Here is a 15,848-nt window from a genome sequence, read left to right on the forward strand (position 1 = left end):
ACCAAGCGAGATCTTAAATACCGAGATATTCGAGAAATTATCAATGAGCTAGATCAGTGTCTATTAACTTCAGATGAATTTACAACGCCTTGGACGAGCTTGGAAGATCCTTTTAAATGAGAATATGAATAATCATTAAGAAGAAAGGGGCTAAATTAGTCCCTTTTTTTATTTGATCCAATAATAATTGCCATAACCTTTAATGGGTACATGATTTGTTCGTTAATCCAACATACTATCACCAAGGTGGTGGATCTATTATGTATAACTTTGAATCCGTTGAATTGAAAAACCATAATGATGAATTGCAAGTTGTATTACATATAAAGGTTCCAAAAAATTCAACCAGAACTGAGTTTGGCGCAGAATTTAACTTCAAAAAGGAAGAGACATTAAGAAGCAATGCAATTAACTTTGTAAAAAAGCAATTTCCAAAACTAAAGGTAGCTTCTATTGTTGTAGTAGCTGGAACACTCTTGCTAACGACCATACCAATGCAAAAAGCAGAGGCTCATGAAGCTAACTTTAATATGAGTTATCTCTACTTTGGGAATACAAACTCTTATATCAGCCAAGTAGATAAAACACAAGGAAATTTGAATCTTGTTTCACCGAGTTATTTTGATTTGAATCCTGATGGATCTTTGAAGGTTACGTCTCAGTTTGATATAAAATTTGTAACAGAGATGCACAACCGAGGTATTAAAGTAGTACCTTTTCTAAGTAACCATTGGGATCGAACAATAGGACGTGCCGCCCTTGCAAATCGGGAAAGGCTAACAACTCAGTTAGCCGAATTTATTATTAAGAACAATTTGGATGGATTACAGGTTGATATCGAAAATACTACTGAGATTGATCGAGATGCTTATACGGATCTAGTAAGACTTCTCCGGCAAAAATTACCTGCAGATAAAGAAGTTTCTGTGGCTGTCGCTGCCAATCCGAATGGTTGGACGAAAGGATGGCATGGTACGTACGATTACAAAGAATTAGCGAAGTATTCAAATTATCTCATGATTATGGCATATGACGAATCTTATAATGGGGGTCCTGAGGGGCCGGTCGCTAGTATTGGATGGGTTGATCAATCTATACAATATGCCATAAATCAAGGTGTTTCCCCTGAAAAAATTGTATTGGGAGTACCATTTTATGGCCGTTACTGGAAAGAAGGCGCCCCAGCAAGTGAGGGAGGCTCTGGAATATCGAATGCAAAAGTTGATGAAATGTTAGCCAAATATGGAGGGACCGTAGTTTTTGATGAGCGATCAAAATCACCAAAGGCAACTATCACGATTAAAAGCGGAGATCCTACAACGACGATCGCTGGAAAAACTTTAGCACCGGGTACTTACCATCTTTGGTATGAAAATAATGATTCCATAAGAGCAAAATTACGTCTTGTTCATAAGTATGAGCTTAAAGGAACTGGAAGTTGGAGCTTAGGTCAAGAAAACACTTCAATGTGGCAGTATTATAAAACATGGATGTCCCATGATGGAGTTGAGGTTGTGCCAATTAATCCTACTCAACCGAAAGAACAAACAGGAGTGGTCTCACCAGTACAAACCACATACACAGTACAAGTAGGTGATTCTTTATGGAAAATCGCCACTAATAATAAGATGACAGTAACTGATTTAAAAGTAATAAATGGCTTAACATCTGATGTTATAAATGTTGGGCAGATTCTGAAAGTAACAAGTTCTATAACACCAACTTCAACAAATCAACAACCAATTGTGACTAACCCAAAAGCAGGTACTCCTGGTGCTATATCGGCTCCAGCACAGGAAGCCGTATCGACTAAACCAGCTGTAAAACCTGCACCGACCCCTGTGAAAAGTGCTTCGACAACGAATAAAGGTAGTGTTGCGAACTCTTATTCTACCCTAAAAATAGGTTCGAAAGGTTCAGCTGTAGTCACATTGCAAAACAAATTAATAAAAGTGGGTATTTACAAGGGAAAAGCTACAGGAACCTATGACACAGGAACGAAAAATGCTGTTATTGCCTTTCAGAAAAAATATAAGCTCGCTGCAGATGGAATAGCAGGGGCAATAACGCAAGCAAAACTTGATTCAGTTACACCAACAACCGTTGTTAAAAATACTACCCCAACAACAAGTAAAGCAAATGTAACAAAGGCAAAGATCTATCCTATTTTAAAGTTAGGTTCGAAAGGATCAGCTGTTGTAAACATGCAATCAAAATTATTAAAAGCAGGTGTCTATAAAGGGAAAGCTACAGGTACTTATGACAGAACAACGAAAAATGCCGTAATTGCGTTCCAGAAAAAATATAAATTAGCGGCAGATGGAATTGCTGGACCCGCAACACTAGGCAAACTAGATTCCGTGGTTAAATAGGAGGACAATAAATGAAAAAAATAATCGCTCTATTGGGAACAATTGTGCTTTTCTTTAATCTACATTCTCTTGCTTTTGCAGCAGAAGAAACACCGACGATTCCGTACTTTGGAATTGGGGCTACCGTCCAAGAAAAACTTGAAGGGGAGTATGTTGTTAAAACAGAAGGACGAAAGGAGCAGGAGGGATTTGTCTACACACCTCCAAAAAGCTTTAGTAAAGAAAATATTAAATTTCAGATTACCATAAAAGGTAAAGGGACGGTATTACTTAAGCTAGAGGAAACAAGCGCAAGAGGCCAATATTTAAAAGAAAAAACAATGGAAGTTGAGCTAACAGAAGATTGGGCTACCTACGAAATGACCTATACATTAGAAAGTCCATCTTCTCAAATCGATGCATCCGTCATTACAAAATCAAAAGAAAACACCGAATTCACATTTAAAAACCTTCAAATCATTGAAGAATAAGAACGAAAGCGGTTTGATTAAACATTAAACAAACATGATAATTTCACAATTTAACAAAACTAAAAACAAGTTGAGAAAAGTTTTTCTTCTCAGCTTGTTTTTATTTTCTTATAGATTGAACTTGAGATGTTAATATCTACAAAAAATATATGCTTTCTATTTTGGTGTTCTCTCATTTATACTAGTATAATGTGTGTAAAATAAGTTGCGAATGTGTATCTTAAAAAAACTAAATTTCTAAGATAAAAATGTTTCATAAGGAGGAAAATGATTTGACAATAACAACAGGAGAATCATTAGTAGTAGATATTAGTAAATTAGACGAAAAAGGTTCTGGTCGTGCGATCATTTGGCGTGAGAATGAATTAGGAAACAAGAAAAAGCTACGCCTTACTATACCTCAAGCTTTACCAGGCGAAAAAGTAAGAGTAACGGTTGATAAGCCGGAACGAAGAAGAAGAAAGGCTTTACTGGATGAAATCATTGAAACTAATCCAGAACGAATTGCGCCTCCATGTACGCATTTTGAACTTTGTGGTGGATGTGTATGGCAGCATTGGGACTACCAAGGCCAATTAAACCATAAGACAAATCATGTAAAAGAGGCAATTGAGTCTCAAGGATTCGATCCAAATTTGGTTAAAGAAACGATAGGTATGGAAAATCAGTGGCACTATCGCAACAAAATGGAATTTACATTTGCTGCAGACGGTTCTTTAGGTTTACACGAACAAGGGAATTTCAGAAAAATCATTTCACTTGAATCTTGTTTAATTGCTGGGAAGGAAATGGTAGAAGCAGCTATGGAAGTAGCTGATTGGGTAAAAGTACACCAATTACCGGGTTATAATAAGGATGCTCATGAAGGTCTTTTACGTCATTTAATGGTTAGACAATCCTTTGCTACAGGAGAAATCATGTTGGCGTTATTTGCAACAGAGTCACCAGAAGAACACCTGAAAGTAGCAGTAGATGATTTAATTAATCGAATCACAAATAAGTTCCCACAAGTGAAAAGCTTGATGTGGCTGGAAAATACTCAATGGGCAGACCGTACACAATCAGAAAAAAGTCATACATTAGCTGGACGGGACTTTATCTACGATGAAATGGATGGTTACCGATTCCGCCTTTGGTTTGATACGTTCTTCCAAACAAACCCGGTACAAGCTCAAAAATTAGTTGATTTAGCAATCGAAATGGGCCAACCTAAGAAAACAGAAAAAATGATAGATTTATTCTGTGGTGTTGGTACCTTCTCTTTACCATTTGCAAGTAGAGTGGGAGAACTAGCAGGGATTGAAATCGTAGAATCATCTATTGAATCAGCAAAACGTAACGCAGCAGACAATGGCATTGACAATACTTATTTCTTAGCTAAAGACGCAAGAAATGGAATTGATGAGGTTTTAGAAACTTTCGGTACACCAGACTTATTACTTCTTGATCCACCTCGTTCAGGTGCGGGTGGGAAAGTAATGAGAAAAATCGGCCGTTCAAAACCAGAACGAATCGTATATGTATCATGTAACCCTGATACATTTGCAACAGACATTAAAGAATTAGAACAATTTGGCTATGTCTTAAAAGTTGTACAACCAGTTGATTTATTCCCGCATACTGTCCACGTAGAATGTGTTGCGGAACTAACTTTAGAAGAAGCTTAATAAAATATAGAAAATCAAGCTCGAATACAATTTTTGTATTCGAGTTTTTTATTTAAGCAGATAAAAGATGGAAAGGAATTGAATAAGACGTGCATGCGATTTAATCGATGAGAATAATAAAAGCCAAAATTTTACACTTAGATATAAAATCTAATGTATACTGAAAATATCCTGTTTACAAACTAGGATAATCTATTTTTAGGAGATTTATGATGAAATTAGATTGTTTAATAGTTGATGATGAGATTGCTTTAGCTGAAACAACTTGTGAATATTTTAATATGTTTGAAGTCAAAACGTCGTTTGTAGCAAGTGCAAAGGAATGTGAACGTTTCTTGGAGGAACATGAACCTTCCTTGATTCTTCTGGATATTAATCTTGGGGATGCATCTGGATTTGATCTATGTAAAAAATTGCGCCAAACTACTCAGATTCCAATTCTATTTATTAGTGCTCGTTCCAGCGATGACGACGTACTAATTGCTCTTAACATTGGTGGCGACGATTATATACAAAAGCCATATACATTAAGTATTTTATTAGCAAAAGTGAAAGCAGTGCTTAAAAGATATGGCAATGGTTCTAGCAATCAACAAGAAGTGTTCGAGTTTGGACAAATCCAAATTAATACGAAGCTCCATCGAGTGAAAGTAAAAGGTAATGATATCCAGCTAAAAACGATGGAATATAAACTTCTGACTTATCTGGCAAAGAATAAAAATAGAATCATCACTAAAGATGAACTGTTCCAAAATGTATGGGAAGATTCTTTTGTAGGGGATGGAACCCTAAACGTACATATTCGACATTTACGGGAGAAAATTGAAGATAATCCAAAGGAACCGCAAATAATAAAAACTGTATGGGGAACGGGATATGTTTTAGAGGATACCAACTAATGAGAATAAAACTGCTCATTGTCAGTGTTTTGGTAGTTTTCTCTGCTGGAATTTCTTTTTCAATGATTGTTATTAACAATAAAAATAGTTCGGAAATGGATCTTGTAGCCATAAATGATGTGGTTAAAACAGTCGAAAAAAATTGGGGGCAAGTTAGTGAAGAAATATTTCAAAACAGCGGCATAGAACAACCTTTTTCAATTATTGATTACTCAGAAAAAGTGATCTATCAATCATCAGGAAATCATTTTATTAATTTGTATGAAGCCATTAAAAAGAGAGATTCAATAATCGATTTAAAGCAAAATAACCAGATTGTAGGGAAAATTATTATCCATAATAACGAAGAAGAAATAATGGAACAAATGAAAAGTGAATTAGTCAAATCCATAGGTTTGATCTTGGGTCTATTAATGATTATAAGTATTCTTTATATTGTCTATATTTACAAAACGTTATTGAAACCCTTTCAGCAGCTTAAAAGTTTTGCGGTGAATGTTGCTAGAGGTAATCTGGAGATGCCATTAAAAATGGACAAAAACAATTATTTTGGTGCGTTTACGGAAAGTTTTGATATATTGCGTGAAGAACTGGCTACTGCTCGTCAAAAAGAGTATGAATCTAACCGTAGTAAAAAAGAGCTTGTTGCTACATTAAGTCATGATATTAAAACGCCTGTGGCTACAATCAAAGCGGTTAGTGAATTAATGTTGATGCAGGCAAAGGACGATAAGGTGATTATGCAAGTGAATACGATTTATACAAAAGCTGAGCAAATAAATTTACTGATTACGGATATGTTTCATGCCTCTTTAGAAGAACTGCAACAGTTAAAGTTAACAGTATCCGAAGTAGCGAGCGAAGTACTTGTTGATATGATAGAAAATGTAAATTACGATCATCAAATTGTCTATGATTCGATTCCACAATGTATTATACTAACAGATCCCGTCCGAATGCAGCAGGTAATTGACAATATTATCAGCAATTCATATAAATATGCTGGAACAAAGATTATTATTAATGCTCGTATCAATCAGGGATATCTTGTACTCGTCATTATGGACTTTGGAGCAGGAATTTATGAAGAAGAATTACCTCTAGTGTTCAATAAATATTTTCGCGGGCAAAATGTTGAGGGGAAGAATGGATCTGGCCTAGGTTTATATATATCGAAATACTTCATGGAAAATATGCACGGCCGAATTAGCTGTTACAACCGAAATGATGGTTTTACAGTTGTCTTGAATATTAAACTTGCTTGAAAATTAAGAATTAGTTAAGGAATGCACAAAGATTTAATAAGAATTCATTATGTATGATAAGACTGTAATCTTCATTACGGTCTTTTTTCTTTGAAATGAAGTATTAAATATAAGCTTAAAAAGGGAGAGTTCCAAAAACATGACAAAGACGATTATTAGTACGGAAAAGCTATGTAAAAGCTTTTCAAGTGGTGGAATACAACAACATGTTTTGAAAAATCTGGATATCAGTTTACTAGAAGGCGATTTTACAATCATAATGGGTAGTTCTGGATCTGGAAAAACCACTCTTCTTTACGCAATGAGTGGTATGGATAAACCAACATTGGGGGAAATCGACTTTGCCGGGAAAAATTTAGCAAACCTAAACAACGATCAACTAGCGATCTTTAGAAGAAATAATTGCGGGTTTGTTTTTCAACAAATCTATTTACTAGATAATATGAGCGTACTTGATAATGTTCTTGCAAGTGGTCTTTTAGTAAACAAGAATAAGCGTGAAATTGTAAAAAAAGCAAAAGACCTATTACTACAAGTAGGGATCAATGAAAATGCATGGCCTAAATTTCCGGCACAACTTTCTGGCGGTGAGGCACAACGGGTTGGAATTGTACGTGCATTGATCAACAGTCCAAGAATACTTTTTGCAGATGAACCAACCGGTGCTTTAAACTCTGCTTCTAGTGATAGTGTGTTAGATGTTCTAACAGATGTACATCGAAACGGCCAAAGTATTGTGATGGTCACTCATGACTTGAAAACAGCACTACGCGGAAATCGGATCTTATATTTGCAAGATGGAGTCATTTGTGGTGATTTACAGTTAGGTGCTTATAGCGAGCAAATGAATATAGAACGGCATGAAGAGCTCAAAAGTTTCCTGGCAGAAATGGGGTGGTAGGGTGAACATCATGCATTTAGCAATATCAAATATTAAAAAAAGTAAATCTGCTACCGTTTCTTTAGTAATATTCATTATGGTGGCTACGCTGCTTCTTAATATTGGCCTAATGGTTATTACACAACTAAATACATTTTTTGACCAAAAAGCGGAACAATTAAAAGATCCTCATGTGACCATAGTGATGAATCAAGCAAATTATAATTCGACTCATGAAGAATTTTTGGCAAACTATTCTGGAATAAAAGAGACGGAAACAGAAGAGATTATCCATATGAACCTGGCTAATTATAAATTTGGCAATGGTGAGCTAACGAACAGTGCCGTTATCTATAATGCCGACGCTAAACGAAAGATTGGATCTTATACGTTAGTAGAAAAAATAAATACATCGAGCACCAATGATATTTTTGTTCCTTACAGCTTTAAAACCGTTGGAGGCTATGAATTAGGTGATGACTTCACCATCACAATGCAAGACAAGGATTATGACTATCGTGTTGCAGGATTCTTCGAAACAACCATGATGGGTACAAATAATATTGGTGTTATGAAATTTATGTTGCCGGAGAATTCTTATCAATCATTAGTTACTGAACTGGATAATCATTCGAAATGGATAAGTATTTCTGCAGTAATGAAAGATAGAACAAACTCTGCGAAATTAGAAAATGATTTCATCCAAGATGTAAGGAAAACACAAGGGGAGAAAGATACACAATACATTTTTGGTATAAATATAGAAATGGTTAAAAGTGTTAACACATTGACTATCAATATCATAGCTACAATATTAGTAGCCTTTGCAGCAATTATCGTACTTGTTTCACTCATTGTCATTAAGTTCCGGGTTTCCAATAATATTGAAGATGGAATGGCCAATATCGGCGTGCTAAAATCGATTGGCTATACAAGTGGGCAAATTCTTTCATCAATTATTCTTCAATATAAGCTTATTGCCCTTTGCGCGAGTGTAATCGGAATAGCATTGTCCTATACGCTCATGCCATTGATCGGAAGTATTATTTCTACCATATCCGGATTAATATGGACACAAAACCTTGATATGGTTGTTAACTTAATAAGTATTCTATTTGTGACGATTTGTGTTGTCATCGTAACATTAGTATCTGCCTTTCGTGTTCGAAAAATTTTGCCAGTTGCCGCACTTCGTGGAGGTATTCAAACTCACAGTTTCAGAAAAAACCATATTCCTTTGGCAAGAGCGAAAGGTGGTCTTCATTTTCTGCTTGCTATTAAGTCAATGCTTTCAAATTCGAAACAGAATATAATGATCAGTTTAATTGTGATGGCGTTAACTTTTGCCACAGTTTTCTCAGTCGTGCTGTATTACAACATTGCTTCAGACAAATCCGCATTTGTTGACTTATTCGGATCTGAACCTGCAAATGTCTATATAGCAGTCAAGCCAGATGCAGACACTAGAGAGCTGATGAGCGGTATTGAACATATGGAGAATGTTAGAAAAGTGAATATATTCGATACAATCGAGACGAGAGTTGATGATCAAAATGTCTACACAAATGTGACAAATTACTACAACCAGCTGGAGAATAATATCGTGTATGAAGGACGCCAGCCAAAATACGAAAATGAAATATCCATCTCTTGGTTAATATCAAGTCAAATCAATAAAGGAATTGGCGATTCGGTGGAAGTGGAATATGGGAATAAAACAGCTACTTTTCTAGTAACGGGTCTTAGTCAATCAATTGGTAATTCCGGACAGATTGGTTCATTAACAATGGAAGGTATTCAACAATTACAACCAAACTATAAAGGTACGACACTTTATGTATATTTAGACGGAATATCGAACAAGGACTTTATTCAGAATGTCCAAAAACAGTACGGTAATTCTATAGTTGAAACCTTAGATATCGATGAAAATATTGAAAGCCAAACAAGTATGTATACAGCTGCAGTATTTGCTGTTATGTTGATGGTTTTGACAATAAACGTTCTAGTTGTTGTCATGATTCTATATCTAGTTATTAAAACGATGATTACAAAACGCAAGAAAGAGTTTGGTGTAATGAAGGCAATAGGTTATTCAACGATTCAATTAATGAATCAAATTTCAATCAGTTTCCTGCCTGTAATCATTATAGGTGTTGTAATAGGTGGTGTATTAGGAATACTTTTCACTAATCCTATGTTATCCGTATTGCTTTCGAGTGCAGGGGTGAAACGTTTGGATTTTACAATGCATATACCAAGTATTCTATTTCTTTGTGTTGGGCTCCTTATTTTAGCCTACATTGTCTCAATGCTTGTATCTTTAAAGATAAAGAAAATTTCTGCTTATAGTTTAATTACAGAATAGCTCAGCGATAGTTTATTTTACTATTAGATTTAGTAGTCCTTCATTCTGGAGGGCTATTTTTTTTTGAAGACATCTTGATTAACTTACTTTTAGTTGAAGAAGTGTAGTATAAATTGGAAAACTAGTATCTGCACAAACGAGAAAATTTCTATACTCAAGCATTAAGTCCTAAGAAATTATGCATTGACAAAGAGATCTTAACTACATAATATATATCGTGTACGATGTATCGTGTGCGATTTGTTTGTGAAAGGGGACTTTAAAAATGAATAGAGCAGAGTTTATTGGCGAATCCATTGATTTTATCCATCGCTATACGATGAAAAGTCTACAGAAAACAGCGGAGGAGCATGGAGTAACGATTCCTCAAATAAGGGTAATCGCTGATGTATATGCGCATAAAACTGTTAGCGTTAAGCAACTCTCTCAAAATTTGAAAATGACTCAAAGTACAGTTTCGGATATTGTTGAAAGACTGATTGCAAAAGAATTTCTAGTGAAAACGCCAAATCAAAAAGATAAAAGAATAGTAGATATTTCGTTATCTCCTAGATTAGCTGAAGAAATGAATGATAGTATTTCAGAATTGACAAATCAGTCATTGATTAGCGTAATGAAGCTTTTAAGTCCAAGTGAACAGGAAACAGTGGAGAATGGAATGAAATTATTAGTTTCAGCGGTTAAAGAAAAAATGATTGCTGAGGGTATGGATAACTATGATTTTATCGACATTTTGTACTTCTCAGAAAAGGACAAACGCGGAAAATAACATTCATTCAAAAATGGAGGATATAAATTGAAGAAGATCATAAAAGGACGATGGGCTATTTTTTCAATTTGGCTTATTGCGACAATTTTGTTAACAGTCATTCAGCCTGACATAAATGCAATATTACGACAGCATGGTCAGGAAGGTACGAGTAGTGAAAGTCCTTCTGTAATCGCAGGGGACATTTTAGCAAAAATGAATACTACGGAGGGTACAGATAATTTAATTGTATTTTACAATGAACAGAAAATCTCTGAAGAAGAAATGAACCAAATAGGGGATACGGTTGAATCAATACGCGATAGTAGCTCAGAGCTTGGGATTACCGAAATGATTGATCCCTTCAGTATACCAGATGCAAAAAGCTCTCTAGTTTCTGAAGATGGCACTACTATAATGGTGAGCTATAAGCTTGATAAAAAAGGGCGAGAAATCGACGACATTAAGGAACAGTTTGAGAGCAAACTAGAGGGTGTACCTGTTGAATACTATCTTAGTGGTGAAGATTTTATCAACAACGACTATTTAAAGGCATCCCAGGCAGGTGTTGAAAAAAGTGCTGCATTGACAGTAATTTTTATTTTAGTGGTTCTTGTCATAGCGTTTAGGTCGGTTGTTACACCTTTCATCTCTCTAGTGGCTGTTGCATTCTCTTATCTAGTTTCAATGGGGATTGCAGCACAATTAATCGATAAGGCAGGTTTCCCAATAACAAGTCTTACGCAAATGCTATTGGTACTGATACTTTTCGGGATTGGTACTGACTATAATATTCTTTTATTTAATCGATTTAAGGAAGAATTGGCGAACGGACACTCAGTAGATGATTCAATTATTAATACCTATAAAACAGCAGGTAAAACAATTGCCTACAGTATTCTTACGGTATTTATTGCATTCCTGGCTCTTGTTTTCTCAGAATCACCAATCTATAAGTCTGGTGTGGTTGTTGTGATTGGTGTAACCATACTATTACTGGAAATTTTGACTTTAACGCCGTTTATCATGAAAGTGCTAGGAAAGAAAATATTCTGGCCATCAAAAAATGTTGGGGGTCATAAAGAAAACAAATTCTGGGAAAAGACGTCTTCCTTCGGGACTAAGCATCCAATTCTCATCACGGTGATCATTTTTATCATTATTTTACCAATGATTTTCCTTCATGAAGAAAAGCTTAACTTCGATACCGTTGGTGAACTTGGAGACAATTACCCATCGTCCAAAGCTATTAATCTAGTAGCTGACCATTTCGGCAAAGGTCAGGCAATGCCTGCTACTGTAGTAATTGAGGATAATGAAACTCTTGATAATAATGACGCTCTGGCTACAATTGATGATATCACAGAAAGTTTGAAGGCTTTAAATGGAGTGAAGATGGTTTCTTCTGTTACTCAGCCTCAAGGTAAGCAAATTGAAGACTTTTATGTAGACAGTCAAATGGGAAGTGTGACTGAAGGAATTTCCCAAACTCAGAATGGGGTTGACCAAATTTATAATGGATTGACAGAAGCCCAAAAAGGACTGGAATCTGCAGACTTTTCCCAAGTAAATCAGATGGTTGATGGTACTGCAAAACTTCAAGATGGTATGACAGCCTTAACAAATGGACTAAAACAAATCCAAGCAGGAATAAATGATGGTACCAATAATCCCCAAACTATTTATAATGGGTTGGCTGCAATCGAAACGAATCTCTCAGCTATGAGTAGTGGGATAGCCGCATTAGCCGATAGCTATGAACAAATGCAGGCTGGTTATTCTGAACTGGGAACACATTATCAAGATGCAGCAAAGGCACTAATGGGAGTGAAAGGTGCACTTACCCAGATGCAATCTATGATGGCTGCATTAGGGAATAGTTATACAGAGTCTAATAGTGATGCGAATTACCAAGCTTTAAAGCAAACAATCGATGGGCTATCAGCATCGTTAAGTCAAATCACGCCAGAGAGTATGGCAGCATTAGACCAAAATTATAATTCGGTCACTGCAGGCTTTACAACTGCAAACGAAAATCTAGCTAGCTTAAGCGAAGGTTTGTCACAGATGACGGATGGCTTGAAAAAGTTAAAGACAGGACTTGGACAAGCATCTTCAGGGATTGACACAATTGTAACCAATATGAATTCAGTAAATTCTGGCCTTGGTGAAATGAAAGCTGGTCAGCAGCAACTAGTCGCAGGACTAAATGGTTTTGGTGAATTTGGCGAGAAATTAACAGATGTAAATGATGGGCTAGAAGGTATTTCGGATGGTCTTGAACAAACAAATGGTTATTTAACGCAGCTAAATTCGAATAAGACATTCTTTATCCCAGAAGAAGCTTTAACGAACGAAGAATTTAAAAAATCGTTGGACGCATTCATGTCTGAAGATCGCCAAATCACGAAAATGACGATTGTTTTAAAGGATGATCCATATTCAGACGAGGCTTTAGAGACAATAAATCAAATTAATGATACGCTTTCGAATGGATTAAAAGGAACTATTCTTTCGGATGCAAAAAGTGGTACAGTTGGAACGAGTGCGACAACGAATGATATGAACGATGTTTTATCAAGAGACTTGAGTAGAACTACTGTAATCGTTATTATTGGCGTATTGCTTGTTTTATTCTTGGTGATTCGTTCATTCTGGACGCCGATATTTATTACGGCATCACTTATAGGTTCATATTATACAGCGATGTTCATCATTAACTTTATTTTCCTAAATCTGTTGGGGTACGCTGGAATCTCTTCCTTTGTTCCATTCTTCTCATTTATCATTATTGTAGCCCTTGGAGTAGACTACAGCATCTTCTTAATGATGCGCTTTAAGGAATATCCTGATCTATCTCCAAAAGAAGCAATCGTTTTAGCTTCTAAGCATACAGGTGGTGTTATTATCTCGGCAGTGATTATACTAGGAGGTACCTTTGCCACATTGATGCCTGCTGGAATTGTACTGCTCACGGAGTTGGCAATTGCAGTAATTACAGGGCTGATAGTACTGTGCTTTATCTTACTACCACTCTTTGTTCCTGCGTTGATAGCTCTCCCTGATGCTCTAGCAAGCTTTGTTTCGAAGGGGAAAAAAAGAGATTGATATATAAGAAAGTAGAAGTATAAATATTTAGCATAATCAAAAAAACATTAAATTTCTGATTAAGAAATTTGATGTTTTTTTGTTTTGTCCCAACCTTTGCTTATTAAGTTATCTAAATTCGAGAAAAAAAGACTTTTGCTTAAAAAGCAAAAGTCTATTAGTTGTTGTGCTTGATATAATAACCCATTACAAGTAAACTGCCACACAAATCACTAAACAAGCACATCCTCCAATAACGAATAAATGCCAAATTGCATGATTGTATGGCAGCTTTCTCCATGCATAGAAGATTGATCCGAAGGTAAATAATAATCCTCCAGCTAGCAAGACGGTAAATCCATCGAATTGTAAAAATTGATAAATGGGTTTTATAGCGAAGATAATTAACCATCCCATGACAATATAAAGAATCAGTGAAAATGTTTCAAATTTATGAATGAATAGACATTTAAAGACAACCCCAAATACGGCAATTGACCAAATGATGCAAAGTAGAACGATTCCAAGTACACCGTCTATGGCAATTAGCAAGAATGGTGTATAGCTACCGGCAATAAGTATGTAGATGGAAGAATGGTCTAATATAGAGAAAAATCTTTTGTATTTTTCGGGCATACTGTGTAGTAATGTCGACATTAAAAATAAAAGCACAAGTGAGGCGCCAAAAACGGAATAAGAAACGATTTGGACCGCACTTCCTTTTTGAACAGCCAGAATGATTAGAAGGACACAAGTGGGAATACTTATAAATAAGCCAATTCCATGGGTAATGGCATTCCATAATTCTTCTTTCCAATTTTTATAGTCAAATGCTTCGTTATTTTTCATCGTTTTCACTCCTTGTTGGTTTACTATACTCCAATAGCAAATGGGGTGACACTATCATTTGTCATATTGTTACTAAAGTAATTGTGAACAATTAGTACACAATCTATAGGCTATTTTTGAAATCGATTACATTTGTCATTATTCCATAGTGAATATTTGTATTATAATATTTCTACTATATTAAAGGATGTGTCATTTTGGGACGAATTCATATTGTTACAGATTCAACTTGTGATTTAACAAAAGACGAACTAATGGAACATGACATTAAAGTCGTACCTTTAACAATTCAAATTGATGGAAAAACATATATTGATGGTCAGGATGTTGAACCGGAATCGTTTTTAGACTTAATGAAAAATTCAAAGGAATTACCAAAAAGTTCTCAGCCAGCTCCGGGAAAATTTAAAGAACTTTATGATGAACTAGGTAGTAATGGCGATCAGATTATTTCCATTCATATGACCGGTGGGATGAGTGGAACAGTTGATTCGGCAAGACAAGCAGCAGAAATGAGTGATGCAGACGTAACAGTTTTTGACTCACGCTATATCGCAGTTGGACTTGCTATTCAAATTCGTGAAGCAATTAAACTACGTGATGCTGGTGCAACAGTAGAACAAATAATTGCGCGTCTTGAAGAAGTAAGAAAAAACACAAGATTATTTGTAGTAGTAGATAAATTAGATAATCTGATCAAGGGTGGCCGTATTGGAAAAGGGACTGGAATGATTGGTTCCTTATTAAATATTAAACCGATTGCAACGCTTGATGACGGATCTTATACACCAGTTGCAAAGGTGAGAAGTCACAAACAAGTTATAAGTTATTTATTTAAACAGTTTCAAGAGGATGTTGAAGGGAAGACAGTTAAAGCTGTAGGAATTTCTCACGCAGACGGATTAACAACGCTAGGTAATCCGCTAATTGAACTAATTAAATCCACTGGCTTCAATGATGTCGAAGTTAAATTTACTTCGCCGATTATTAGTACCCATACAGGTGCCGGGGCAATCGGGTTTATCTATTTTGCTGAATAATAAGCAACCATTCCACCACACACTTATACAAATAAAAACTATTTATGCAATAAACCGAAGGAAATATAAAATTTCCCTTCGGTTTTTTCTATTTTCTCATGCTTAGCTCTACTGATTCTATGATTAATATTTTGACTGGTATTATTTTAAAAATAATCCTTTCGAATAATAATGTGGTAATGGGAAAGAATACTTACTATCCT

At 35.6% G+C, this 15,848-nt stretch carries 11 protein-coding genes; 10 read left to right on the forward strand and 1 reads right to left on the reverse strand.

The features are described from left to right. Positions 1-260 precede the first annotated feature (260 nt). The 9 genes from C1N55_RS09405 to C1N55_RS09445 all read left to right on the forward strand — a co-directional run bounded on the left by C1N55_RS09405 (position 261) and on the right by C1N55_RS09445 (position 13,777). Complete coding sequence (locus C1N55_RS09405) at positions 261-2,372, forward strand: glycosyl hydrolase family 18 protein (protein WP_137728587.1); 2,112 nt, start codon at positions 261-263, stop codon at positions 2,370-2,372. 11 nt (positions 2,373-2,383) lie between these two features. Next, positions 2,384-2,842, forward strand: coding sequence for a carbohydrate binding domain-containing protein (locus C1N55_RS09410; RefSeq protein ID WP_137728588.1), 459 nt, complete (start codon positions 2,384-2,386; stop codon positions 2,840-2,842). A gap of 272 nt (positions 2,843-3,114) precedes the next feature. After that, complete coding sequence (rlmD, locus tag C1N55_RS09415; RefSeq protein WP_137728589.1) at positions 3,115-4,509, forward strand: 23S rRNA (uracil(1939)-C(5))-methyltransferase RlmD; 1,395 nt, start codon at positions 3,115-3,117, stop codon at positions 4,507-4,509. A 212-nt stretch (positions 4,510-4,721) separates the two neighbouring features. Continuing rightward, complete coding sequence (locus C1N55_RS09420; RefSeq protein ID WP_137728590.1) at positions 4,722-5,408, forward strand: response regulator transcription factor; 687 nt, start codon at positions 4,722-4,724, stop codon at positions 5,406-5,408. Next, on the forward strand, positions 5,408-6,673 hold the full coding sequence (locus C1N55_RS09425) for a HAMP domain-containing sensor histidine kinase (protein ID WP_137728591.1): 1,266 nt from the start codon (positions 5,408-5,410) through the stop codon (positions 6,671-6,673). Before C1N55_RS09420 ends, C1N55_RS09425 begins: the two co-directional genes overlap by 1 nt. Positions 6,674-6,812: 139 nt before the next feature. Beyond that, positions 6,813-7,574: an ABC transporter ATP-binding protein gene (locus C1N55_RS09430; RefSeq protein ID WP_137728592.1), complete on the forward strand. Its 762-nt coding sequence runs from the start codon at positions 6,813-6,815 to the stop codon at positions 7,572-7,574. Between the two features lie 10 nt (positions 7,575-7,584). Further along, positions 7,585-9,921, forward strand: a complete 2,337-nt coding sequence (locus C1N55_RS09435; protein WP_240758484.1) for an ABC transporter permease — start codon at positions 7,585-7,587, stop codon at positions 9,919-9,921. Positions 9,922-10,186: 265 nt separating this feature from the next. Continuing rightward, positions 10,187-10,690 (forward strand): MarR family winged helix-turn-helix transcriptional regulator, encoded by a 504-nt coding sequence (locus C1N55_RS09440; RefSeq protein ID WP_137728593.1) that lies wholly within the window; start codon positions 10,187-10,189, stop codon positions 10,688-10,690. Between the two features lie 27 nt (positions 10,691-10,717). Continuing rightward, the gene (locus C1N55_RS09445; RefSeq protein ID WP_137728594.1) at positions 10,718-13,777 is read left to right on the forward strand and encodes an MMPL family transporter; all 3,060 of its coding nucleotides are present in this window, start codon (positions 10,718-10,720) and stop codon (positions 13,775-13,777) included. A gap of 186 nt (positions 13,778-13,963) precedes the next feature. Here the strand turns inward: C1N55_RS09445 and C1N55_RS09450 are convergent, their stop codons facing one another. After that, positions 13,964-14,605, reverse strand: a complete 642-nt coding sequence (locus C1N55_RS09450) for a PAQR family membrane homeostasis protein TrhA (protein WP_137728595.1) — start codon at positions 14,603-14,605, stop codon at positions 13,964-13,966. Between the two features lie 197 nt (positions 14,606-14,802). Here C1N55_RS09450 and C1N55_RS09455 point away from each other — a divergent pair, with 197 nt between their 5' ends. Further along, positions 14,803-15,645, forward strand: coding sequence for a DegV family protein (locus C1N55_RS09455; protein ID WP_137728596.1), 843 nt, complete (start codon positions 14,803-14,805; stop codon positions 15,643-15,645). The last annotated feature ends 203 nt before the right edge of the window (positions 15,646-15,848 follow it).

This window comes from Lysinibacillus sp. SGAir0095 (genome assembly GCF_005491425.1).
Classification (GTDB): domain Bacteria; phylum Bacillota; class Bacilli; order Bacillales_A; family Planococcaceae; genus Ureibacillus.

What these genes read in the sequence shown, in the direction of transcription:
- C1N55_RS09405 (WP_137728587.1), top strand. Translation starts at nt 261, where the DNA reads ATGTATAACTTTGAATCCGTTGAATTGAAAAACCATAATGATGAATTG.
- C1N55_RS09410 (WP_137728588.1), top strand. Translation starts at nt 2,384, where the DNA reads ATGAAAAAAATAATCGCTCTATTGGGAACAATTGTGCTTTTCTTTAAT.
- C1N55_RS09420 (WP_137728590.1), top strand. Translation starts at nt 4,722, where the DNA reads ATGAAATTAGATTGTTTAATAGTTGATGATGAGATTGCTTTAGCTGAA.
- C1N55_RS09425 (WP_137728591.1), top strand. Translation starts at nt 5,408, where the DNA reads ATGAGAATAAAACTGCTCATTGTCAGTGTTTTGGTAGTTTTCTCTGCT.
- C1N55_RS09430 (WP_137728592.1), top strand. Translation starts at nt 6,813, where the DNA reads ATGACAAAGACGATTATTAGTACGGAAAAGCTATGTAAAAGCTTTTCA.
- C1N55_RS09435 (WP_240758484.1), top strand. Translation starts at nt 7,585, where the DNA reads ATGCATTTAGCAATATCAAATATTAAAAAAAGTAAATCTGCTACCGTT.
- C1N55_RS09440 (WP_137728593.1), top strand. Translation starts at nt 10,187, where the DNA reads ATGAATAGAGCAGAGTTTATTGGCGAATCCATTGATTTTATCCATCGC.
- C1N55_RS09450 (WP_137728595.1), bottom strand. Translation starts at nt 14,605, where the DNA reads ATGAAAAATAACGAAGCATTTGACTATAAAAATTGGAAAGAAGAATTA.